This window comes from Phytohabitans flavus, from assembly GCF_011764545.1.
GTDB classification, from domain to species: Bacteria; Actinomycetota; Actinomycetes; order Mycobacteriales; family Micromonosporaceae; genus Phytohabitans; species Phytohabitans flavus.
The window spans coordinates 6,786,687-6,810,013 of the sequence record NZ_AP022870.1 but is presented as its reverse complement, the minus strand read 5'-3'; the positions used below and the strand labels follow the sequence as shown (position 1 = coordinate 6,810,013).

Below are 23,327 nucleotides of genomic sequence, written 5' to 3'. Positions count from 1 at the left end.
TAGAGTGCAACGCGTGGCACGACGACTCATGCTGGTCCACGCACACCCTGACGACGAGACGGTGAGTACCGGCGCGACGATCGCGCATTACGCCGCCCAGGGCGTGGAGGTCACGCTGGTGACGTGCACGCTCGGTGAGGAAGGCGAGATCCACGTGCCCGAGCTGGCGCTGCTCGCCGCGACGGAGGCGGACCAGTTGGGCGGCTACCGGCTGGCCGAGCTGGACGCCGCGTGCGCCGCGCTTGGAGTAACCGACCGTCGCTTTTTGGGCGGCGCCGGGCGGTACCGCGACTCGGGGATGATGGGCCTCGAGACGAACAAGCACCCCCGCTGCTTCTGGCAGGCCGACCTCGACGAGGCAGCCGCCCACCTGCTGGAGATCATGCGAGAGGTACGTCCGCAGGTGGTGATCACCTACGACGAAAACGGCTTCTACGGTCACCCCGACCACATCCAGGCGCACCGGGTGGCGATGCGGGCGGCCGAGCGGGCCACCGCCGAGGGCTTCGGGCCCGCCAAGGTCTACTGGACGACGGTGCCCAAGAGCGTGCTCGAAGCGGGCGTCAGCGCTTTCGCGGAGTCGACCGACAACCCGTTCGCTGGCATCGAGAAGGTCGAGGACTTCCCGTTCGGTACGTCCGACGAGGAGGTCGCGGCCCGTATCGACGCCACCGACCGGCATGAGGCGAAGGTGGCCGCGATGCGCGCGCACGCCACCCAGATCCCGGACACCTCCTGGCTGTACTCGATCGCCGGCAACTTCGGCAGCGAGTTCATGGGCGTGGAGTACTACACGCTGGCCGTCGGCGAGCGGGGACCGGGTGACGGCCCGCACGGCTGGGAGAGCGACCTCTTCGCCGGCCTCCCGTCATGAGCCGGCCGCCCGCCACGAGGTCCCGGTGACGGTGTCCACCCCGAGCCTGCCCGTCGACGGGGGCGCGCAGAGCGAGACGCCACCCGTGGAGCCGCGACCGCCGTCCCGCGCCTTCCAGACCGGCGTCCGGGTGGCCGGGGGCGTGGTCGCCGTGGTGGCCGCGCTGGTCACCGCGATCGCCGAGCTGATCCTCGCGCCGCTGCGGGTCGGCGGCTACCTGATCGGCGTCGCCGTGATCGTGACCGTGGTCAGTAACCTCGCGCTCGGCTGGTTCGCGTACACGACGGTCGGCCGCAAGTGGGCCGTGGCACTCCCGGCCGGTGCCTGGCTGGTGCTGATGGTGACCGCCTCCGGGCGTACCACCGAGGGTGACCTGCTGCTGGTCGGTCCGCAGGGCGGCGCGGTGGTCGACAGCAACAGCTGGGTCGGCGTCATCATGATCCTCGCCGGCTCGATCGCCTTCGCGGTGGTCGGCTTCCGGCTGATGCTCGCGCAGCCGCCGTACCCAGCAAACCCGCAGCTACCTCCCACCAAACCGAGGGTGTGACAGAGGACACCACAGCACTACTCTTCTGTGGCGAGGATTGTTCACCTGGCGTTGGGGAGAGTGTGCGATGAGAGATCGTTGGCTGCGGATCGGTGTGCTCGCGGGTGTGCTGTTCGCGGTCAACGTGGTGGCGCGCGTGGTCGCCCGCGTCGGTTTCGACGAGGACGGCGAGGCGCAGGACCGCGTCTCGCTCGGGATGTTCGTGGTGATCGGGCTGATCCTGGCGGTCATGGCGTTCCTCTGGGGGCGGCGCCACCCGGCCGGGCGGTGGATCGCCGACATCGGCGCCGCCGCGATCATCGCGGTGCTGCTGACGATCTTCGTCGGGCCGTTCGTCAGCGGCGATACGCCGTTCGAGGGCGGGGCCGGCGACTTCTTCGCGCAGATCTGGCTTTACGGCGCCTTCGCCATCGGTGGCTCGCTGGTCGGCTTCCTGATCCTCGTCGCGCTCGGCCTCGACTACCGCTCGGTGGGCCTCAAGCGCTACGCCGAAGCCAAGATGGCCAAGCCCCGCCGCGTCGTCCGCCGCTAGCGCCGGTTCTAAGCTTTGGGAGCTTCGCGGGTCAGGTAGCTGTGGTGGGTGGTGAAGCCCAGCTTGGCGTAGAGCGCCACGGCTGCTGCATTGCGCTCTTCGACCTGTAGAAACGCCCGGCTCGCGCCCGTCTCCGCGGCCCAGCGGGCGAGCGCGCCGACCACGTCCTGGGCCAGCCCGCCGCGGCGTGCCTCGGGCACCACCTCGACGAGCGCGAGGCCGAGCCAGTGGCCGTCGCCGGTGATCGTGCCGCGTCCGGCGGCGAGCAGGTCGCCGCTCTCGCCGTACATGTGGGCGAAGCGGACCTGGCGCACAGCGGTGAGGATGTGGCGCGCGGCCTCGGGGAGGCTGCCCTTGCGCTCGGCGGTGATCGCCAGCCAGGCGTCCGACGGCGTGCGGGTGAGCTCGACCCGGGCTCGGGTCGTCGTGGCGTCGAGGATCGACCGCACCGGCGCGGTCTGCACAAGTACCAGCGGGCGGGCCGTCCAGCCGCGCGTGTCGAGCGACGCGCCGACCGGGGCGGCCAGCGGGAGCGGCGTGTTGATCAGCGGCTGCGCGCCCCGGGCCTCGTACCACCGCTCGACCGCGTCGATCGCCGCCTCCAAGGGGCGGTCGGGGTCGCCGATGGGCAGCGCCGAGTTAGCTCGGCCGGTCCAGCCGTCGGCCGCTCGCAGCAGCCAGCCACCGAGCTGTTCCTGCACGGGCGGCGGCCACGCCTCGTTGGCCGCGAGCTCGAGGGCGATGACGTCCGCGGCATTCGGCCGCCGCGTCGGGGGCACTCGCTTCGCGCGGTGGACCTCGCTCAGGGGTACCCGCAGCGGGCCCTTTGACGTCGCGATCGTGAGATCGGTCTCGGTGATTTCCACCAACTCGCCGAGCGCGTCCGTATAGAGCGGACGATCGTTGCGAACCCCGACAATTCGTCGCACCACAACTCTGTGTCCCACATCCTGCCGCCGGAGCACCAATCACCCCCTCCATGGCGAGATACTAGGTCTAGGGCGAGATACTAGGCTCCTACTGCCGCGGTCTAAGAGCGGCGTGGCTTGCGGAGAGGACGACCCGTGACCTACATCATCGCCGAGCCGTGCGTTGATCTGCTCGACAAGGCGTGCATCGAGGAGTGCCCTGTCGATTGCATCTACGAGGGCAACCGGATGCTCTACATCCACCCCGATGAGTGCGTCGACTGCGGCGCCTGCGAGCCGGTGTGCCCGGTCGAGGCCATCTTCTACGAAGACGACGTGCCGGAGCAGTGGAAGGACTACACCGCGGCCAACTACGAGTTCTTCGAGGACCTCGGCTCCCCGGGTGGTGCTTCGAAGATCGGCAAGGTGGAAAAGGACGCTGCCTTCGTGGCCGCCCAGCCCCCGCGTGAGACCGAGCACTGAGCGTGGCTGACGGGCGCCTGTCCGAGCGGCTGCCCGACTTCCCCTGGGACCTGCTGGCAGCGGCCAAACGGGCCGCTGCCGAGCACACCGGCGGCCTCGTCGACCTGTCGATGGGGACGCCGGTCGACCCGGTGCCACAGGTGGTGCGGGAGGCGCTGGCCGCCGCTTCGGACTCGCCCGGCTATCCGCTGACGGCCGGCACGGCGGCGCTTCGGGCCGCGATTGTCGAGTGGACGGTCCGCACCTGCATCGCGCCGGGGTCGGCAAGATCCGGTCCGAGGAGCGAAGCGAGCGCGGCCGGCACAGCCCCGAGCGAAGGGCTCGGCGTCCTGCCCACGATCGGCTCCAAGGAGCTGGTGGCCTGGCTGCCGACCCTGCTCGGCATCGGTCCAGGTGACACGGTGGTCATCCCGACGGTGTGTTACCCGACGTACGAGGTGGGGGTGCGCCTGGCCGGCGCCACCCCCGTCCGTACCGACTCGCTGACGTCGCTCGGCCCGGCCCGGGTCAAGCTCGTCTGGGTCAACTCGCCGTCCAACCCCACCGGTCAGGTGTATCCCGCCGGCCACCTGCGCAAGGTGGTCGAGTGGGCCCGTGAGCGGGGCGCGGTGGTGGCGAGCGACGAGTGCTACCTCACACTGGGCTGGGAGGACGAGCCGGTCTCCGTGCTGTCGCCCGAGGTCAGCGGCGGTGTGCTCGACGGCGTGCTGGCCGTGCACTCGCTCTCCAAGCGCTCCAACCTCGCCGGCTACCGGGCCGGGTTCGTGGCGGGTGACCCGGAGGTCGTGTCCGAGCTGCTGGCCGTCCGCAAGCACGGCGGCATGATCGTCCCGGCGCCGGTCCAGGCCGCGATGGTCGCCGCGCTAAGCGACGAGGAGCACGCGGCGGCCCAGCGCGCCGCGTATGCCGCCCGCCGTGACGTGCTGCGCGCCGCCCTGGTCAAGGCCGGCTTCGAGATCGAGCACTCGGGCGCTGGGCTCTACCTCTGGGCCACCAGGGGCGACGACTCCTGGTCCACGGTCGACTGGTTCGCCGAGCGGGGCATCCTTGTCGCCCCGGGCGCCTTCTACGGACCGGCCGGCGAGCGCCACGTGCGTGTAGCATTGACTGCTACCGATGAGCGGGTCGCGGCCGCCGTGGAGCGCCTGGAAATCTGAGCCACTTTCGCGTTCTCTGCGTGTAACGGACACGTCCCCTCGTTCGGGGAGAATGTGCCCGTGATCGACGAAAAAGCATAGTCCGCGGACTATAGCGAACTGCTTTAGCGACTGGTAGAACGTTCAACGGACCGGTCGGGGGGCGGTCCCGCGCGCCGGAGGACGCGAAGGGGAGGCTCGTGTCGGCTCGACGGATCATGACCTGCTACGGGCTGTGGATGACAGCCCTAGGGGCTGGTGCGATCGCGCTTCCTTCCCTGCATACGTACTTCTGGGGGGCCGTCGGCCTCAGCAGCGTCGGGGCGATCGCCGTCGGCGTCCTGCGGTACAAGCCGCGGCGGCGGATGCCGTGGTGGTTTCTGGCCGGCGGGATAGGCGTTTTCGCGGTCGGCGATCTTGTTTACAACATCGCTGCTCGTGATGGCGCTCAGGCGCCGCTCCTCGCTGACATTCTCTACCTGAGCGTCTTTCCTTTGGTCGTTGCCGGCTATTACGGCTTTACCAGGGCGAGCCTGACAATTCGCGACCGTTCGAGGTTGCTTGACCTGCTCGTGTTCGCCGCCATCGGTGGGATGGCGCTCTGGGTCTTCGCGGTCGGGCCCGACCTCAGATCGCCGGCCGTCACCTCGTTCGAAAAGTCGGCGCTGGCCGCGTACGCGCTGGGCAACCTGCTCATCTTCGCCATCACCGTGCGCCTGTTCGCCACCTACCAGCGCACCGTCTCGGTCGTGCTGCTCGCGGTCGGGTCGGCCGGGGTGCTCGCCTCCGACATCCTGTACGGGCTGTGGAGCCTCGACGGTGCGTACGACAACGGCAGCCTGATCGATATCGGCTGGTGGGTCTTCTACGCGACCTGGGGGGCAGCGGCGCTGCACCCGTCGATGACCGGGCTGACCGCGCCGGTCGACGCTCGGCGGGGCGAGGTCAAGTCGCTCTGGCTGGGGCTGCTCGGCGCGGCCACGCTGGTGCCGCCGGCCGCGCTGCTGGTGCAGTCGGTCAGCGGTGAGATCCGCGACGCGCCGCTGATCGCGGTCACTTCCGGCGTGGTCTTCATCGTCGTGCTGGTCCGGCTGACCGACTCGATCTTCGCGCACCGGCACACGGTCGGCCGCGAGCGCGGGATGCGCGAGTCGATGGCCGCGCTTGTCTCCGCCACCGACGCGGCCGAGGTCAACCGGGCCGTGCGCGCCGCCGTGGCCCGGCTCATCCCGCCGGACACCGGATACCGGCTGGTCTTCGCCGTCCACCACGCCGACGGCGTGCCGGCCACCGCGGTGAGCATCTGGGGTCCCACGATCGTGCCGCCGGTGCTGCCGCACGGTGCGCGCGGCGCGGCCGCCGCCCGCCGCACCCGTGTCCTGCGGGTGCGGATGCTGCACCCCGCCCTTGCCGAGCAGTTGGGCGGCTTCGAGTCCGCGGTGATGTGCCCGCTTGTGCTCGACTCACCCGCTGGTGGCGCGCCCCGCGTGGGCGCGCTCATCGTCTCCGCCGAAGCGAGCGTCCTCGACAGCCTCCGGGACGCGCTGGAGGTCCTGGCCGGCCAGGCGGCGTTGGCGCTGGAGCGGATCGCGCTGAGCGACGAGGTCAACCGGCGGCGGAGCGAGGCGTACTTCCGGACGCTCGTGCAGAGCACCGCCGACGTGATCCTGATCGTGGGCGACGACGACTCGATCCGGTACGCCAGCCCGTCCACCTCCGTCGTGCTCGGCGTGGACCCGACCGACTCCACGATGCTCTGGGACGTGATCCATCCGGACGACCGGGCGGCCGTGGAGCAGACGCTCGAGCTTGCCCGCTCGGGGCAGGCGCCGGCCAGCGAGTGGACACAGTGGAGCCTCCAGCACCCCGGCGGCAGCCGGGTGCAGGTCGAGGTGAGCTGCCGCGACCTGCGCCGCGACCGCACGGTGCGCGGTCTCGTGATCACCATGCGGGACGTGACCACCCGAGACCGGCTGGAGCGCGAGCTGAGTCACCGGGCGCTGCACGACGCGCTGACCGGGCTGCCCAACCGGGTGCTCTTCCACGACCGGGTGCGCGAGGCGGTCGCCGGCGGTGCCGGTGCCGCCGTGCTGCTGGTCGACCTGGACGATTTCACGATGGTCAACGACACCTCGGGGCACGCCACGGGCGACGGGTTGTTGACCGCGGTGGGGCAGCGGATCACGGCGACGCTAGGTGACCACCAGACAGTGGCACGAGTCGGCGGCGACGAGTTCGCGGCGGTGATCGATTGCGTCGCCGACCCCACCGTGGCCGAGCAGATCGCCGCCGATGTGCTGGCCGCGCTGGCCGAGCCGTTCCGGGTGGGCGAAGTGACGATCACCGGAACGGCCAGCGTCGGCCTCGCCACCACCGCCGATGCGTCCTCAGTGGACGAGCTGCTGCGCCAGGCCGACCTCGCGCTCCGCCTGGCCAAGGGTGCGGGCAAGGGCCGGTGGCGGCGCTATCAGGCGGCCCTGCACTCGGCGGTACTTCAGCGGATCGAGATGCGGGCGGCGCTGGAGCAGGCGGTGGCCGACCTCAACTTCACGGTTGCGTACCAGCCGATCGTGGGCGTGGCCGACGGCGAGACGGTCGGATTCGAGGCGCTGGTGCGGTGGCGCCACCCCACGCTCGGCATGGTCTCGCCGGACGAGTTCATCGACGTGGCCGAGGAGACCGGGCTGATCGAGCCGATCGGCGACTGGGTGCTCCAGCAGGCGATCACGATGGCGACCGCGTGGCCCGGTACGCCGTACGTGAGTGTGAACGTGTCTGCCCGCCAGTTCCGCGCGCCGTACTTCGTCGACAAGGTCCGCAAGGCGCTCGCCGAGGCCTGCCTGCCCGCGGAGCGCCTGATGCTGGAGATCACCGAGCGCCTGCTGCTGCGCGACGACGAGCAGGTGTGGCTCGACCTGACCGGCCTGCGCGAGATGGGCGTGCGGATCGCGATCGACGACTTCGGCACCGGCTTCTCGTCGCTGAGCTACCTCCAGCAGGTGCCGATCGACGTGCTGAAGATCGACAAGACCTTCACCGCCACCGTCGCCTCCTCCACCCGGCAACAGGCCATTGTGGACGGCATCGTGCGGCTCGCGCAGACCCTCAACCTCGAAGTGGTAGCCGAAGGCATCGAGACCGAGGCCGACCGCGACCTGCTTCGCCTGATCCAGTGCCCGTACGGGCAGGGGTACCTCTACTCCCAGCCGCTCGCCCCGGACGAGGTCGCGGGCTGGCTGCGCTTTGAGCACGACACCGCGGGTGCCGAGATCGCGGCCATCGCCAAGCGCTAGCGACCTTTCCGAACCCCCCCCATTCCTGAAGCAGCCGGCGCCCCTGGGGGCGCCGGCTGTGCCTGTCTGCGTGCGTGGCCGGGCGCCGGAGATCGTCCACAATGAATGACACATTTGATGACATTTAGGGGCTGTGCGATACATACCCGGTATGCAACTATGGGCCCAATCGAAACGGGGCCAGGCGTCTACAGAGACGCCTACGAAGGAGGTTGCGTTGCAACTCCCAAGGAAGTTCCTAGCCGCCGCGTTCGCCGCTGGGCTGGTGCTCAGCGGGGCGCAGGCCGGGTCGGCGGCGCCACGGGGCGCCACCGACGCGGCAAGCCCAGCCGAGCGGTCGGCAAAGGGCGTCACGGTGACTCTGCTGACCGGCGACCGCGTCACGCTCGCGTCAGCCGTTGCCAACGGTGTCGGCGTCCAGCCCGCCAAGGGCCGTGACGGGGTGCGATTCATGGTCCAGCGCGACCGCGACTCGCTGTACGTGATACCGAGCGACGCCGAGCCGCTCATCCGTTCCGGCAAGCTGGATCGCCGCCTCTTCGACGTGCGCGGGCTGGCGCGGGCGGGCTACCACGACGCCGTTCGCGACACACTGCCGCTCGTGGTGCGCTACGGCGCGGTCAGTGCCCGTTCCGCGGCCGGCACGCTCTCCGCCGCCGGCGCCGCGGTGACCCGCGAGCTGTCCGTTGTGGATGGTGCTGCGGTTTCCGCCAAAAAGGACAGTGCGCCCAAGCTCTGGTCCACGCTGACGGCGGGGCAAGGCTTCGAAAAGATCTGGCTCGACGGCAAGCGCGAGGTCTCCCTCGACCAGAGCGTGCCGCAGATCGGTGCGCCGGCCGCGTGGGAGGCCGGCTACACCGGTGCGGGCGTGACCGTGGCGGTGCTGGACACCGGCGTCGACACCGCGCACCCCGACCTGGCCGGCAAGGTGGCCGAGTCGCGCAACTTCAGCGAGGCGCCCGAAGCGGGCGACACGGTCGGCCACGGCACGCACGTCGCCTCCACGATCGCGGGTAGCGGCGCGGCCTCGGGCGGCAAATACAAGGGCGTCGCGCCGGATGCGACGCTGCTGTCCGGCAAGGTCTGCGAGAGCAACTTCTGCACCGAGTCGGCGATGCTGGCCGGCATGCACTGGGCCGCGGCGGAAAAGGGCGCCAAGGTCGTCAACCTCAGCATCGGCGGCTTCGACGGCCCCGAGATCGACCCGCTGGAGGAGGCGGTCAACACGCTGACCGCCGAGCACGGCACGCTCTTCGTCATCGCGGCTGGCAACAGCGGATCTGGCGACGGCTCGATCGAGTCGCCGGGCAGCGCGGAGGCGGCACTCACGGTCGGCGCGGTGGACAAGTCCGACGAGCTGGCTGACTTCTCCAGCCGCGGGCCGCGGATCGGTGACGACGGCCTGAAGCCCGACATCACCGCGCCAGGGGTCGACATCGTGGCCGCCCGGGCCGCCGGTACGGCGATGGGTGACCTGGTCGGTGAGCACTACACGAGCGCCTCGGGTACCTCGATGGCCACACCGCACGTGGTGGGCGCGGCCGCGATCCTGGCGCAGCAGCACCCGGACTGGAAGGCGGGGAGCCTCAAGGCCACGCTCATGGCGGCGGCGAAGCCGAACCCGTCGCTGACCGCGTACCAGCAGGGTGCCGGCCGGGTGGACGTGGCCCGCGCGATTACGCAGGCCGTGAGCACTAACCCGGTCAGCGTCTCCTATGGACGTCCACTGTGGCCGCACAACGACGACGAGCCGGTCGCCAAGACCGTCACGTACCACAACGGCGGCAGCGCTGACGTGACGCTCGACCTGGCCGTCGCGGCGGTCGGACCGGACGGCGAGGCGGCCGCGGCCGGGCTCTTCACGCCGAGCGCCACCACGCTGACCGTGCCGGCTGGCGGGCAGGCCGAGGTCACGGTCACGTCCGACACCCGAGTGCCGGGGCCGGACGGGCTCTACTCCGGACAGTTGGTCGCGACCGGCGGCACCACTGTCGTGCGTACGCCGCTGGCGGTCAACAAGGAGGTGGAGAGCTACAACGTGAGCCTGACGCTGCTGGACCACGACGGTAAGCCGTCCGGGCTCAGCTCGGCCAACCTGCTGGGGCTGGACGAGTTCCGGTGGATCGACGTGTTCGACGACGATGGCGCGGCGACCATCCGGGTGCCGAAGGGGCGGTACAACCTCAACGGGTTCCTCGCCACCGACCGCGGCGAGGAGAGGCAGCCGGCGGTCTCGTTCCAGGCGCAGCCGGTCTTCGAGGTGACGGCCGACGTCTCGGTCACGCTCGACGCGCGCAAGGGCAAGCCGGTCACCACGACGGTGCCGGAGCGTACGGCGGTGCCGGCGCTTGTCGACATCTCGGTCGGGCAGGACCTGGGCGACTTCGGGTACGGCGTCGGGCTGTGGGCGGACTCGTTCGAGGAGCTGAGCACCCTCCAGATAGGACCGTCAGCCGAGGGGTTCAGCTCATACATCGCGAGCCAGTGGGCCAAGCCGAGCGCCGACGGTGGCTTCTCGGACAGCCCGTACCTGTACGCCGTCGCTGAGGGCTTCGACGGCCGGCTGCCCAGCGGGTACGTCAAGCACGTACGCCGTGGTGACCTGGCGACCGTGCGGCATGACTACGGCGCGACGGCCGAAGGCCTCTCCGGTGAGCGGATTGTCATCCCCGAGCTGGAGGTGAACCTCGGCGCGTCGGCGATCATCCTCCCCGTCGACCTGCCGGGCCGCAGTACCGAGTACGTCTATGCCCGAGGCGCTCGGTGGGCTCATGAGCTGGACATCGTCAAGCCGAGCGAGGATCCGGAGGGCTTCCCGGATCTCCAGGCGATGCTCTTCCAGACGCCGGTGAAGTACCGGCCGGGCCAGGTGGAAAAGGACGTGTGGAACACCGGGCCGTTCGGTCCCGTGCTGCCCACGCCGCAGTGGCCGGAGCAGTGGGCCAGCCGTACGGGCGACACCGTCTTCGTGGACGTGTCGCTGTACGGCGACCGGACCGGCCACGCCGGGTACTCGCTCACCGACACGTCCCGTACCGCGCTCTACCGCGGCGACGAGCTCGTAGGCGCGACGGAGTTCTCGGCCTTCGGTGTGTTCGAGGTGCCGCCGGAGCGGGGCGACTACCGGCTGGAGGTCGCGGACACCCGCAGCGTCGGTGACCTGACCACCGAGGTACGGGGTGTGTGGACGTTCCAGTCGGCGCACGTGCCCGGCGAGGGCGTCGTCGCCCGGCTGCCGCTGTCCGTGGTGCGGTTCACGCCTCGGCTGGACGCCGACAACGCGGCTCCCGCGGGCCGGCGGTTCCAGCTTCCGATCACGGTGCAGGGCCAGCCCGGCGCGCCGGGCGGCAAGGTCAAGTCACTGACCGTCGACGTCTCGTACGACGACGGCAAGACCTGGCAGAAGGCCCAGGTGAGCCGCGACGGCGGCGGATGGGTGGCCTCGGTGCGGCACCCGGACGCGGCCGGGTTCGTCTCGCTGCGGGCCAGCGCGACCGACGCGGGCGGCAACACGGTGACGCAGACGGTGATCCACGCGTACCGGCTGAAGTGAGCTGACGGTTTCCCCGGGCCTTCGGGTCCGGGGGAAACGACCCTGGCTCAGTCGTTAGCGTGCAGCGCGGCGTTGAGCTCGATGCCGGTGCCCTTGCGGGGGCGCACCTCCAGGGCACCGGTCACCGAGTTGCGCAGGAAGAGCAGGCCGGACTGGCCGGAGAGCGCGGCCGCCTTGACGACCTCGCCGGTGGGCAAGGTCACCTTCGATCCGGCGGTCACGTAGCAGCCGGCCTCCACGACGCAGTCGTCGCCGAGCGAGATCCCGATCCCCGCGTTCGCCCCGATGAGGCAGCGCAGGCCGATGCGGATCCGCTCCTTGCCGCCGCCGGAGAGCGTGCCCATGATCGAGGCGCCGCCGCCCACGTCGGAGCCGTCGCCGACGACCACGCCCGCGCTGATCCGGCCCTCGACCATCGAAGCGCCGAGCGTGCCGGCATTGAAGTTGACGAAGCCCTCGTGCATGACCGTCGTGCCGGAGGCCAGGTGGGCGCCGAGGCGCACCCGGTCGGCGTCGGCGATCCGCACGCCGGAAGGCACCACATAGTCGATCATGCGGGGAAACTTGTCGATCCCGTAGATCGTGAGGTGGCGGCCGGCCGAGCGCTCGATCAGGCGTAGCTCGTCGACCCAGTCCGGCGGGCAAGGCCCCGCCGAGGTCCACGCCACATTCGGCAGCACACCGAAGACGCCGTCGAGGTTTATGTCGTTCGGCTGGACGTGGCGGTGGGAAAGCAGGTGCAGCCGGAGGTAGGCGTCCGCGGTGTCCTTCGGCGGGTCCTCCAGCGAGCCGATCTCTGTGCGAATCGTCACCGTGCGCAGGAGCGGGAGCGACCGCTCACCGACGACCGTTACCGGTGTCTCGTCGGCCGGCGCGACGCCCAGACCGAGCTTGCCCGCGGGGTACCAAGCGTCCAGCACCTGGTCATCGGTCGTAACGGTGGCAAGTCCGAGGCCCCAGGCCGGCAAACTCTGCATGACGAAAAGGTACCGTGCCTGACATGGCGAACCCCCTGACCCCCGACGTCATGGCCGACCCGGTCGCGCTAACCCGCGCGCTGGTCGACATCGAGTCGGTCTCCCTCCACGAAAAGGAGATCGCCGACTGCGTGGAGGAGGTACTCCGGTCGTCGCCCCACCTATCGGTGCGGCGGTACGGCAACACAGTGATGGCGCGTACCGACCTCGGCCGGGCGCAGCGGGTCGTGCTCGCCGGTCACCTCGACACCGTCCCGCTCAACCGCAACTTCCCGGCCACGATCCAGGGCGACCTCATCTACGGCTGCGGGACCTCGGACATGAAGTCGGGGGTGGCGTTCGCACTGCACCTGGCCGTGACGGTGCCCGACCCGCGGTTCGACGTGACGTACTTCTTCTACGAGGCCGAGGAGGTCGACTCCCAGTACAACGGCCTCAACCTTGTCGCCAACGCACATCCGGACTGGCTCTCGGCCGACTTCGCGGTGTTGCTCGAGCCGACGTACGGCGTGGTCGAGGCGGGCTGCCAGGGCACGATGCGGGCGATCGTCCGCACCAATGGTCGGCGGGCCCACTCGGCGCGCTCGTGGCGGGGGATCAACGCGATCCACGCCGCTGGCGAAGTGCTGAGACGGCTCCAGGCGTACGAGCCGCGGACCGTGTCGATCGACGGCTGCACGTACCGGGAAGGGCTCAACGCGGTACGCATCCTCGGTGGCGTGGCCGGCAACGTGATACCCGACTTGTGCGAGGTCGAAATCAACTACCGGTCCGCGCCGGACCGGAGCGAGGCCGACGCGCTCGCGCACGTGCGTGAGGTCTTCAACGGCTTTGAGATCGAGGTGCTCGACTCGGCGCCCGGTGCGCTGCCCGGTCTCTCCGCGGCCCCGCGCGGGAGTTTGTGGCGGCGGTCGGCGAGGCGCCCGTGGCCAAGCTGGGCTGGACCGACGTGGCGCGCTTCGCCGCACTCGGGATTCCGGCGCTGAACTTCGGCCCCGGCGACCCCAACCTGGCGCACGCACCGGACGAGCACGTCGAGATCGGCAAGATCCGCGACGGCGCCGCCACGCTGCACCGCTGGCTCAGCTAGGCGGCCTCAGCCCACCTTCGACGCCGACGCCTCCTTGTCGACCGACGTGCCGGCGCGCTGGTTGGCCGCCGAACGTCGCTCCGCCACGACGTCCTGGATCCGCCGCTGCATCTGCCGACGCAGCCGGATCAACTCGTTTCGGGTCATCACGGTCGTCCCCTCCCCGTTCCGTGGATACCCAGTATGTGTTAGCTAAGACGCTGGTCGCGCGCGTTTGGTTGCACCAGTAACTACGAGTCTCGGACCACTACGGTTGATCCCATGAACCACATAAACCGTGGCCGCATTCCCGGCCCGGAGCGCCACCGTGGGGCCGTCACTTTACGTCGTGAGGCCATTCCAGGGAGTACTGCCGATGAGCGGCTCCTCGACTCGCGCCAGCGTGCTGAGTGGAAAACGAAGGACGCCTGGCGGGCGTTGCGGATTCTGTCCGAGTTTGTCGAGGGTTTTGACACGCTCGCCGACCTCCCTCCGGCGGTCAGTGTCTTCGGCTCGGCGCGGAGTAAGCCGGACAGCCCGGAGTGCGAGCTCGCCCGGCAGCTGGGTGGGGCGCTGGCCCGGGCCGGATACGCGGTGATCACCGGCGGCGGGCCGGGTGTGATGGAAGCGGCCAACCGGGGAGCCAACGAGGCGGGCGGGCTCTCGGTGGGGCTTGGCATCGAGCTGCCGTTCGAGCAGGGCATCAACGAGTGGGTCGACATGGGCATCGACTTCCGGTACTTCTTCGCGCGGAAGACGATGTTCGTGAAGTACGCCCAGGCGTTCGTCGTGCTGCCGGGCGGCTTCGGCACCATGGACGAGCTTTTCGAGGCGCTGACGCTGGTGCAGACCGGCAAGGTGACCCGCTTCCCGGTCGTACTGATGGGATCGACGTACTGGAGCGGGCTGCTCGACTGGCTGCGCGGCACGATGGCGGTGGAGAGCAAGATCAGCCCGGCCGACCTCGAGCTCATGTGCGTGACCGACGACGTCGACGAGGCGGTGCAGCACATCATCGACGCTGACGCCGCGCTCGCCGCCGAGCAGGAGGCCCTGAAGGATGCCGCGGTCGCACAGGCCGAGGCCAAGTCGGCGGAGGCCTGACGTGGCGGCGATCTGTGTCTTCTGCGCGTCGTCCCGACGGCTTGAGCAGCGGTGGCTGGACCTCGCCGACGCCACCGGCCGGGAGATCGCGCGACGCGGCCACACGCTCGTGTCCGGCGGCGGCTGCGTCGGCATGATGGGCGCGGTGGCGGACGGCGCGCGGGCCGGCGGGGCGTACACGCTCGGCGTCATCCCGCAGGCGCTCGTCGACCGCGAGATCGCGGACACCGCCTCTGACGAGCTGCTGGTCACCGACGACATGCTCGGCCGCAAGGCGCTGATGATCGAAAAGTCGGACGCGTTCCTCACCCTCCCAGGTGGACTCGGCACTCTGGACGAGCTCTTCGAGGTTTGGACCACGGCGATGCTCGGCCTGCACCGCAAGCCTGTAGCGATCGTCGACCAGGACGGCTTCTACACGGGACTTGTGGCGTGGCTGCGCGGCTTGGCCGAGACCTCGTTCGTCCGTTCGGACGCGCTCGACCTGCTGATCGTCGCGGAGTCGGTGCCCGCCGCGCTGGAGGAGATCGAGGCGCGCCTGGAATAACCGCTGTCGTACGGCCGTGGTTCGATGAGCGGCGTGCAGGCGTACCGGTTGGTCCGCCGGCCGGCGGAGGCCGTGCCGGAGCGGCTTCAAGACCCGTTGCAGGGGCACGTCGTCGGACACACCGACGGGCCGTTGCTTGTGGTGGGCGGGCCGGGCACTGGCAAGACCGGCACGCTTGTCGAGGCTGTCGCGGCCCGGGTCGAGGCGGGCACCGACCCTGAGCGGATCCTGGTCCTGACGTTCGGCCGCCGCTCGGCCACGTCTCTGCGCGAGCGCATCGAGGCGCGGGTGGCGGGTGCCGGCCGGGTCGTGCACGAGCCGCTCGTGCGCACCTTCCATGCGTATGCGTTCGGCCTGCTCCGCCGCGCCGCCGCCGACCGCGGTGAGCCCTCGCCCCGGCTGCTCACCGGTCCCGAGCAGGACCTGATCATCCGCGAGCTCCTCGTGGAGGCCGAGGAGAGGTGGCCGCCCGGGCTGCGTCCGGCATTGCCCACGCGGGCGTTCGCCCAGCAGCTGCGCGACCTCTTGCAGCGCGCCGCCGAGCGCGGTGTCACCCCGGCCCACCTCGCCGAGCTGGGCGAGCGGTTGGCGCGGCCTGACTGGCCGGCGGCCGCGAGCTTCCTCCGGGAGTACGTGGCGGTGCTAGCCCTCCGGGACGCCACCACCCGAGGCTCGGTCGGCTTCGACCCGGCCGAGCTGATCCGCGCCGCCGCCGGGATGTTCGCCGACGACCCCGAGCTGCTGGAGGCGGAGCGGGCGCGGCTGGCGTATGTGTACGTCGACGAGCTCGCCGACACCGACCCGGCCCAGGTCGACCTGCTGTCCCTTGTGGCCGGTGGGGGCAAGCCGCTGGTGGCCTTCGCCGATCCGGACTCGTCCACGTTCGCCTTCCGTGGCGCCGACCCGGCCGGCATCGGCACTTTCACCCATCGCTTCCGCACCGTGTCCGGCGCGGTGGCGCCGACCGTCACGCTCCAGACCAGCTACCGCACCGGCGGTGAGCTGCTCGCGGCGACCGGGCGCCTCGCGCGTCGGCTCCGCGGCCCGTCGGGCCACCGCCGGCAGGCCCCCGCCGCCGACGTCACGGCCGCCGTCGAGGTGCGGACCTTCCGCTCCGGCACAAGCGAGTCGGGGTATGTGGCACACATCCTCCGCCAGGCCCACCTGCTCGACGGGGTGCCCTGGTCGCGGATGGCCGTGCTGGTCCGCTCCACCCACCTCCAGCTGGCGCCGCTCCAGCGCGCCCTGCACGGCGCCGGCATCCCGACCGTGACCCAGGCCGAAGACCTGCCGCTGCACCTTCAGCCGGCGGTGGCGCCGTTCCTGCTGCTCCTGCGGTGCTCGCTGGAGCCCGAGCGGCTTGACGAGGAGGCGGCGATCGCGCTGCTGCACTCACCGCTGGGCGGCATCGACCCGCTCGGCGAGCGGCGGCTGCGGCAAGGGCTGCGGGCGCTCGCGCTGGCCGCCGGTGATCCGCGTCCCTCCGGTGAGCTGCTTGTGGACGCCCTGCAAGAGCCTGCCGAGCTGGCCGCGATCGAGCGGCGGTGGGCCGCGGCCGCCAAGTCCATCGCGAGCCTGCTGGCCACCGCCCGAAAGGCGGCCGCCGCGCCCGGCGCCACGGTCGAGGACGTGCTGTGGGCGGTGTGGCGGGCCAGCGGCATGGCCGAGCGGTGGTATGGACTGACCGCCCGGAGCGGGCCGGTCGGCGATCCGGGCGAGGAGCGTGGCCTTCAGTGGCGCGGGGTTGCGGCCGACCGTGACCTCGACGCGATCGTGGCGCTCTTCGACACCGCGGCCCGCTTCGTCGACCGGCTGCCTGGCGCGCGCACCGAGGTCTTCCTCGACCATGTGTTCGGCCAGCAGCTGCCAGCCGACACGATCGCGCCAAGCGCCGACCGCGGCCAGGCGGTGCGGCTGCTTACCGCGCACGCGGCAAAGGGCCTGGAGTGGGACGTCGTGGTCGTCGCCGGCGTGCAGGAGGGGATCTGGCCGGACCTGCGCCTGCGCGGCAGCCTGCTCGGCTCCGAGCGGCTTGTCGACGTGCTGTCCGGGAGGGCCGACGGCACCGGGGTCGCCGCATCACTGGTGGGGCAGACGTCCGCGCTGCTCGACGAGGAGCGGCGGCTGTTCTACGTGGCCGCTACCCGCGCCCGGCGGCGGCTGCTGGTGACGGCGGTGGCGTCGGCGGCGGTCGGCGGCGCGGATCACGAGGAGCAGCCCAGCCGCTTCCTGAGCGAGCTGCTGCCCGAGTCCGAAGTGGACACCGCGGAGGCGCCGGACCCGGTCGAGCTGCCGGTCGGGCGGCTACCCCGGGCGCTCACCCTGCCCGCGCTGGTGGCCGAGTTGCGTACCGCCGTCATCGACCCGGCCGCCCCTGCGGCGCGCAAGCGCGCGGCAGCCGCCGAGCTGGCCCGCCTTGCCCTCGCCGGCGTGCCCGGCGCCCACCCGCACGACTGGTGGGGGCTGCGCGAGCTCTCCGACGACCGGCCGCTTGTCGACGAGGGCGAGCCGGTGAAGGTCACACCGTCCACGATGGAGAGCGCGCTGCGGTGCAGCCTGCGCTGGCTGCTGGAGCGGCACGGCGGCGGCGCGCCGCCCGGCCCGGCCCAGGGCGTGGGCAACCTCGTGCACGCCGCGGCGATGCTGGCCGAAGACGCGACCGTCGACCGCGAGCGGCTGGTGGAGTACATCAACGGGCGGTTCGACGCGATCGAGCTGGCCGCCCGCTGGCTGGCCGGTACCGAGCAGGCGCGCGCCGAGTCCATGGTGGACAAGCTGCTGCGCTGGCTGGCCACCAACCCGCGGCGGCTGCTCGCGATCGAGCAGGAGTTCGCGGTACGGCTGGCAGACCCGTTGCGCCCGATCGATCTCACCGGCCGGGTCGACCGGCTGGAGACCGACGAGTCCGGCCGGCTCGTGGTGATCGACCTCAAGACCGGCAAGACCGCGACCGTGACCGAGGCGGAGATGGCCGAGCACCCGCAGCTCGCGGCATACCAGGCGGCCGTCGAGGCGGGAGCGTTCGAGGAGCACGGCGACGAGTCCGGCGGCGCCGCGCTGGTGCACCTCGGCACCACCACAAAGGAGGCCAAGGAGCAGGGTCAGGCCGCGCTCGGCGAGGGCGAGGAGTCGGGCTGGGCCGGCGCTCTTGTCCGACGTACGGCCGAGACGATGGCGGCCTCCACGTTCCACGCCGTGGCCAACTCGCGGTGCCGGGTGTGTCCGGTGCGCACCAGCTGCCCGATCTCCGGCAAGGGGCGGCAGGTGGTGGAGCCGTGATCGAGCTGTTCCCGGTCACCCCGCGCGCGGCCGCCGGCCCCCGGTACACGCCGCACGAGCTGGCGTCGATGCTGCACCTGCACCCGCCGACGCCGGAGCAGGCGGCGATCATCTCGGCGCCGGTGGAGCCGCTGCTCGTGGTCGCCGGCGCCGGCTCGGGCAAGACGGAGACGATGGCCGCCCGGGTGCTGTGGCTGGTGGCAAATGGGTATGCGAGCCCCGAGCAGGTGCTCGGCCTCACGTTCACCCGGAAGGCGGCCGGCGAGCTGGCCCACCGCGTGCGCACGCGCCTGGGGCAGCTCGTGCGCCGGCTCGGCCGTGAGGAGCTGCTGGCCGGCGAGCCCACGGTGGCCACCTACCATTCGTACGCGGCCCGGGTGATGGTCGAGCATGGGCTGCGCGCCGGCTACGAGCCGTCCGCGCGGCTGCTCACCGAGGCGTCCCGCTGGCAGATCGTCGACCTGCTCGTCCGCAACTACAACGGCGACATGTCCGACGTACCCTTCGCGCCGTCCACTGTGACCGACGCGGTGTTACAGCTCGCCAGCGAGCTGTCCGAGCACCTGGTCTCGACCGACGAGCTGGCCGCGTGGACCGGACGCTTCTTCGCCGAGATCCAGGCGCGGCCGGGCAAGGTGGCCGCCCCGGTGCGCGACGCGCTCGCCCGCCAGCAGGTGCGGCTCAAGCTGCTGCCGCTCGTCCGGGCGTACGAGGCGCGTAAGAACGACTTCGAGGCGATGGACTTCGGCGACCAGATGGCCCGCGCCGCGCTGGTCGCCCGCGACCACCCCGAGGTCGGCATCATCGAGCGGGAGCGCTACAAGGTGGTGCTGCTCGACGAGTACCAGGACACGAGCCACGCCCAGGTGGTGCTGCTCCGGAGCCTTTTCGCCGGCGGCGGGGCAGACAAGCTCAGCGGGCAGGGGCACCCGGTGGCCGCGGTCGGCGACCCGTGCCAGTCCATCTACGGGTGGCGCGGGGCCAGCGCGGGCACATTGGAGCGGTTCTCGACGGAGTTCGGCGGGGCGGAGCGGTCGCTCACCACGAGCTGGCGCAACCGGCCCGAGGTGCTCGGCGTGGCCAATGCGCTCTCCACGCCACTGCGCGCGGCGGGCGCTCGGGTGGCGGAGCTGACCGCGGCGGCCCGGGTGGGCGCGCGGATCGGCGGCGCGGCCGTCCACTGTGCACTGCTGGAGTCGTTCGCGGCCGAGGCGGAGTGGATCGCGGACAGCATGCTCAAGGCGTGGCGCTCGGCCGCGGGCCTGCCCGAGGCGCTGGCCGAGCAGATCCCGGTCGAGCAGCGCCCGACGAGCGCCGTGCTCGTACGGCTGCGCAGCCAGATCCCGGCGATCGAGGCGGCGCTGCGGGCGCGCGGGGTGCCGGTCGAGGTGGTCGGCCTCGGTGGGCTCCTGGACACCGCCGAGGTGCGCGACGTGGTGTGCACGCTGCGGGTGCTCGCCGATCCCACCGACGGCGCCTCACTGCTGCGGCTGCTGACCGGTGCGCGCTGGCGGATCGGGCCGCGCGACCTCGTCGCCGTGTACCGCCGCTCGCGGGCCATCGCGGCCGCTCGCCGTGGCTTGGCGCCGGTGCCGGACGAGCCGGAGATCGTGCCTGACCGCCTCGACGAGTCGAGTCTCGTCGAGGCGCTGGCCGACCTCGGGCCACCACAGTCTTACTCCGCGGAGGGGTATGCCCGCCTCCGTACGTACGGCCGCGAGCTCGCCCTTCTCCGCCACCGGCTCGACCAGCCGCTGCCCGACCTGATCGCGGACGTCGAGCGCACCGCTGGCCTCGACGTCGAGGTGGCCGTGCGCGCCGGAGCCGACGCCGGCCTGGCCCGGGGCCACCTCGACGCGCTCGGCGACGTCGCGGCCCGCTTCGCCCGGGACACGGACGGCGGCACGCTGGGCGGCTTCCTGGCCTTCCTGGCCGCGGCCGAGGACGAGGAGCGCGGCCTGTCGCCGGGTGAGGTCGACGTGGTCGAGGGCGCGGTACAGATCCTCACCGCGCACGCGGCAAAAGGGCTGGAGTGGGACGTCGTGGCGGTCGCGGGGCTGACCAAGGGGGTGTGGCCGGGGCCGGTGCGCGCCTCCGACCACTACCTCAAGGGGCTCGGCGTGCTGCCTTTCCCGCTGCGCGGCGACGCCGACGGGCTGCCCCGGCTCGCGCTGGAGGAGGCGGCCGACCAGCGCGCGGTGGCCGCCGCGGTCGAGGCGTTCAACGAGGAGTGGGCAGGGCACGACGAGCGCGAGGAGCGGCGGCTGGCGTATGTTGCGGTCACCCGCCCCCGGCGCCTGCTGCTCTGCTCCGGGTACTGGTGGGGCGAGGGGGTGAAGAAGGCGCGCGGCCCGTCGGTCTTCCTCACCGAGATCCGCGACCAGTGCCTGGCCGGCAGCGGGGTGGTGGTGGCGTGGGAGCCCGAGCCGGCGCCCGACGTGGCCAACCCGACCGCCGAGGTGGTCGCGACGGCGGAGTGGCCCTCGGATCCGCTCGGCCCCCGTCGTCCGGCGATGACCGAGGCGGCGGCGATGGTGCGGAAGCTGATGTCGGACCTCGTCGAGGACGCCGCGCCTGATTCGGAGACCGGCCTGGATCCGCCGGCCCAGGGGTGGGCGCACGAGGTCGACATGCTGCTGGCCGAGCGCGACCGACTGGCCCGGCGCGACGAGCCGACCGAGATCGCGCTGCCCGGCCACCTCTCGGTCTCGCAGCTCGTGACGCTCCGCCGCGACCCGCAGGGGCTGGCCCGGCAGCTGCGCCGCCCGATGCCCTCGCGCCCCGACCCGTACTCGCGCCGGGGCACCGCCTTCCACCTCTGGCTGGAGCAGCGCTTCGGCGCGAGCCGCCTGCTCGACGTCGACGAGCTGCCCGGCGCCGCGGACGAGGACGCGGCGCCGGACGAGGCGCTGGCCGAGCTACAGGAGCGATTTCTGGCGAGCGAGTGGGCCGATCGCACGCCGGTCGAGGTGGAAGCCCCATTCGCTACCGTTATCGCCGGCGTGGTCGTGCGCGGGCGGATGGACGCGATCTTCGCCGACCCGGGCGGGCGCTACGACGTGGTGGACTGGAAGACCGGCCGCCAACCGTCCGGTGTGGAGGCTCAGGCGGCGGCGGTGCAGTTGGCGGCATACCGCCTGGCGTGGGCCGAGCTGGCCGGGGTGCCGGTCGAACATGTGCGGGCCGCCTTTCACTATGTCCGCGAGGGGGTGACGGTGCGCCCAGCAGACCTGCTCGACGCGGCTGGGCTGGCCGCGCTGGTCAACTCCGTGCCCGTGGGGGAGGCACCGTGAGAAAGGTCGATGTCGCCGAGCGGCGGGCGCGGCTGCTGGCGCGCCACCACCTGGCACCCGGGTCGGCCGCGGCCGATCCGGCCGAGGCGGCCCGCGGCGTGGTCGCGCTGCACTCGACCGACCCGGCGTCGGTCTTCCTCTCCCTGCATGCGCGCACTACCCCCGCGCTGGCAGCTGGCAGGCCGAGGAGCGCGGCGCCGGCGGCCGGGGCGGGGTCGAGCGTCGCCGACATCGAGCGTGCGCTCTACGAGGAGCGGTCGCTCGTGCGGATGCTGGGCATGCGCCGCACGATCTTCGTCGTGCCGGTGGAGCTGGCGCCGATCGTCCAGGCGTCGACCACCGACGCGATCGCGGCGGTGCAACGCCGCAAGTACACCCAGATCATCACCGATGCCGGAGTGGGCGACGGCCCCTGGCTGAAAGAGGTGGAAGAGGGCGCCGCGCGGGCGCTCGCCGCGCGCGGCGAGGCGACCGGTGCTGAGCTTTCCACCGACGAGCCGCGGCTGCGCACGCAGGTGCTGATGGCGGCGGGCAAGCCTTACGAGGCCAAGACGAACATCACGACCTGGGTGCTCTTTCTCCTCGCCGCTGAGGGGCGCATCGTGCGCGGCCGGCCACGCGGCTCCTGGATCAGCAGCCAGTATCGCTGGTCGCCGATCGAGGTGTGGCTGCCCGGCGGCATGGCCGAGGTGCCCGCCGACGAAGCCCGAGTCGAGCTGGTGCGCCGCTGGCTCGCCGCCTACGGCCCCGGCACCGCTAACGACATCAAGTGGTGGACCGGCTGGACCGCCGGCCAGGTCAAGCAGGCGCTCACCGCGATCAAGCCGGTCGAGGTGGACCTCGGCGGCACCACCGGACTGCTGCTGCCCGGCGACGCCGAGCCGGTGGCCGCCCCCGAGCCGGCGGTGTCGCTGCTCCCGGCCCTCGATCCGACGCCGATGGGCTGGCAGGAGCGCTCGTGGTATCTCGGCGGGCACGGGCCCGCCCTCTTCGACAGGTCGGGCAACGTCGGCCCGACTGTGTGGTGGGACGGCCGCATCGTGGGCGGCTGGGCGCAGCGGTCGAGCGGTGAGGTCGTCTACCGGCTGCTCGAAGACGTCGGTCGCGATGTGGCCGTCGCGGTGGAGGCGAATGCTGCCCGCCTCACCGAGTGGATCGGAAGCGTGCGGGTCACGCCCCGCTTCCGCACCCCGCTGGAGCGGGAGCTGGTCGCCTGAGGGCCGCCGATTCCAGTCGTGGTCCCCGCTGTTCGTACGCATGTTCTAATTCTAAGGCGACCCCCTGACATTTGATCTTGTATGCGTGGGTCCCTCAGCCCGCGGCCTGGATCAGGCGGAGCAGCGCTTTGCCGTACGCCTCGGCCGCCTCGACCCCGGCGAACTCGTGCGCCGCCCCCAGCAGCTCGATCGTCACCTGGTAGCCAGCGCCGTCCCGCTCCAGTCGCCGGAACGTCCCGCCGAGCAGCTCCCGCAGCTGGTCCTCGCGCGGTAGCCAGATCGCCTCGTCCTTCTCCACGTCGTCGAGCGCCCACTCGGTGGTGCCGTTGAAGCCGATGATCTGGCCCTCGGGCAGCTCGTGCACCTCGATGGTCATGTTGCTGAGCACGAACACGTCGTCATCGAGGTCGCGGTCCGGAATCGTGAACCGGTCGCCGGCCGCAGGCTTCCAGGACAGGCCGGCGTCCCGCAGCCGGACAGCAAGATCGAGCGGAATCACCTTTCCATCGTGCCAC

At 71.6% G+C, this 23,327-nt stretch carries 16 protein-coding genes and 1 pseudogene; 13 read left to right on the top strand and 4 right to left on the bottom strand.

Translation table 11 applies throughout. The features are described 5' to 3' along the window. Positions 1-28 precede the first annotated feature (28 nt). From mshB to Pflav_RS29745, 3 genes are all read left to right on the top strand, one after another. Positions 29-874, top strand: a complete 846-nt coding sequence (gene mshB, locus Pflav_RS29755; RefSeq protein WP_173042712.1) for an N-acetyl-1-D-myo-inositol-2-amino-2-deoxy-alpha-D-glucopyranoside deacetylase — start codon at positions 29-31, stop codon at positions 872-874. Positions 875-905: 31 nt separating this feature from the next. Then, complete coding sequence (locus Pflav_RS29750) at positions 906-1,421, top strand: hypothetical protein (RefSeq protein WP_173042711.1); 516 nt, start codon at positions 906-908, stop codon at positions 1,419-1,421. Between the two features lie 67 nt (positions 1,422-1,488). Beyond that, positions 1,489-1,953 (top strand): hypothetical protein, encoded by a 465-nt coding sequence (locus Pflav_RS29745; protein WP_173039950.1) that lies wholly within the window; start codon positions 1,489-1,491, stop codon positions 1,951-1,953. 8 nt (positions 1,954-1,961) lie between these two features. Here Pflav_RS29745 and Pflav_RS29740 read toward each other — a convergent pair whose 3' ends face one another. Further along, positions 1,962-2,918, bottom strand: coding sequence for a GNAT family N-acetyltransferase (locus Pflav_RS29740; protein ID WP_173039948.1), 957 nt, complete (start codon positions 2,916-2,918; stop codon positions 1,962-1,964). Positions 2,919-3,017: 99 nt separating this feature from the next. On the opposite strand from Pflav_RS29740, the gene fdxA reads away from it, so the two are divergent. From fdxA to Pflav_RS29720, 4 genes are all read left to right on the top strand, one after another. After that, positions 3,018-3,344, top strand: coding sequence for a ferredoxin (gene fdxA, locus Pflav_RS29735; protein WP_173039946.1), 327 nt, complete (start codon positions 3,018-3,020; stop codon positions 3,342-3,344). 2 nt (positions 3,345-3,346) lie between these two features. After that, positions 3,347-4,501, top strand: a complete 1,155-nt coding sequence (dapC, locus tag Pflav_RS29730) for a succinyldiaminopimelate transaminase (RefSeq protein ID WP_173039943.1) — start codon at positions 3,347-3,349, stop codon at positions 4,499-4,501. Between the two features lie 179 nt (positions 4,502-4,680). Then, a complete protein-coding gene (locus tag Pflav_RS29725; protein ID WP_173039941.1) occupies positions 4,681-7,773 on the top strand; it encodes a putative bifunctional diguanylate cyclase/phosphodiesterase in 3,093 nt (1,030 codons plus the stop codon). Positions 7,774-7,990: 217 nt separating this feature from the next. Then, on the top strand, positions 7,991-11,326 hold the full coding sequence (locus Pflav_RS29720; RefSeq protein ID WP_232072080.1) for a S8 family serine peptidase: 3,336 nt from the start codon (positions 7,991-7,993) through the stop codon (positions 11,324-11,326). 47 nt (positions 11,327-11,373) lie between these two features. Here the strand turns inward: Pflav_RS29720 and dapD are convergent, their stop codons facing one another. Next, positions 11,374-12,303, bottom strand: a complete 930-nt coding sequence (dapD, locus tag Pflav_RS29715) for a 2,3,4,5-tetrahydropyridine-2,6-dicarboxylate N-succinyltransferase (RefSeq protein WP_173039939.1) — start codon at positions 12,301-12,303, stop codon at positions 11,374-11,376. 23 nt (positions 12,304-12,326) lie between these two features. Here dapD and dapE point away from each other — a divergent pair. Next, positions 12,327-13,393 (top strand): annotated as a pseudogene (gene dapE / locus Pflav_RS29710) (succinyl-diaminopimelate desuccinylase). A 6-nt stretch (positions 13,394-13,399) separates the two neighbouring features. On the opposite strand, the gene Pflav_RS29705 reads toward dapE, so the two are convergent. Next, positions 13,400-13,540 (bottom strand): hypothetical protein, encoded by a 141-nt coding sequence (locus tag Pflav_RS29705; RefSeq protein ID WP_173032652.1) that lies wholly within the window; start codon positions 13,538-13,540, stop codon positions 13,400-13,402. A 114-nt stretch (positions 13,541-13,654) separates the two neighbouring features. On the opposite strand from Pflav_RS29705, the gene Pflav_RS29700 reads away from it, so the two are divergent. Genes Pflav_RS29700 through Pflav_RS29680 form a run of 5 tightly spaced genes read left to right on the top strand, consistent with a single transcriptional unit; the run spans position 13,655 to position 22,812 of the window. Continuing rightward, positions 13,655-14,476 (top strand): LOG family protein, encoded by an 822-nt coding sequence (locus Pflav_RS29700; RefSeq protein WP_173039937.1) that lies wholly within the window; start codon positions 13,655-13,657, stop codon positions 14,474-14,476. Between the two features lies 1 nt (position 14,477). After that, positions 14,478-15,023, top strand: a complete 546-nt coding sequence (locus Pflav_RS29695; protein WP_173039935.1) for an LOG family protein — start codon at positions 14,478-14,480, stop codon at positions 15,021-15,023. 33 nt (positions 15,024-15,056) lie between these two features. Then, positions 15,057-18,302, top strand: a complete 3,246-nt coding sequence (locus Pflav_RS29690; protein ID WP_415624402.1) for an ATP-dependent helicase — start codon at positions 15,057-15,059, stop codon at positions 18,300-18,302. After that, the gene (locus tag Pflav_RS29685; RefSeq protein WP_232072078.1) at positions 18,299-21,595 is read left to right on the top strand and encodes an ATP-dependent helicase; all 3,297 of its coding nucleotides are present in this window, start codon (positions 18,299-18,301) and stop codon (positions 21,593-21,595) included. The genes Pflav_RS29690 and Pflav_RS29685 overlap by 4 nt, the downstream gene beginning before the upstream one ends. Then, a complete protein-coding gene (locus tag Pflav_RS29680; RefSeq protein ID WP_173039931.1) occupies positions 21,592-22,812 on the top strand; it encodes a winged helix DNA-binding domain-containing protein in 1,221 nt (406 codons plus the stop codon). The genes Pflav_RS29685 and Pflav_RS29680 overlap by 4 nt, the downstream gene beginning before the upstream one ends. Positions 22,813-22,906: 94 nt before the next feature. Here Pflav_RS29680 and Pflav_RS29675 read toward each other — a convergent pair whose 3' ends face one another. Continuing rightward, positions 22,907-23,311: a pilus assembly protein CpaE gene (locus Pflav_RS29675; RefSeq protein ID WP_173039929.1), complete on the bottom strand. Its 405-nt coding sequence runs from the start codon at positions 23,309-23,311 to the stop codon at positions 22,907-22,909. Positions 23,312-23,327: the final 16 nt, after the last annotated feature.

Bases quoted from the DNA above. Each gene is read 5' to 3' on its own strand.
- mshB (WP_173042712.1), top strand. From the start codon at position 29: ATGCTGGTCCACGCACACCCTGACGACGAGACGGTGAGTACCGGCGCG.
- Pflav_RS29745 (WP_173039950.1), top strand. From the start codon at position 1,489: ATGAGAGATCGTTGGCTGCGGATCGGTGTGCTCGCGGGTGTGCTGTTC.
- dapD (WP_173039939.1), bottom strand. From the start codon at position 12,303: ATGCAGAGTTTGCCGGCCTGGGGCCTCGGACTTGCCACCGTTACGACC.
- Pflav_RS29705 (WP_173032652.1), bottom strand. From the start codon at position 13,540: ATGACCCGAAACGAGTTGATCCGGCTGCGTCGGCAGATGCAGCGGCGG.
- Pflav_RS29700 (WP_173039937.1), top strand. From the start codon at position 13,655: ATGAACCACATAAACCGTGGCCGCATTCCCGGCCCGGAGCGCCACCGT.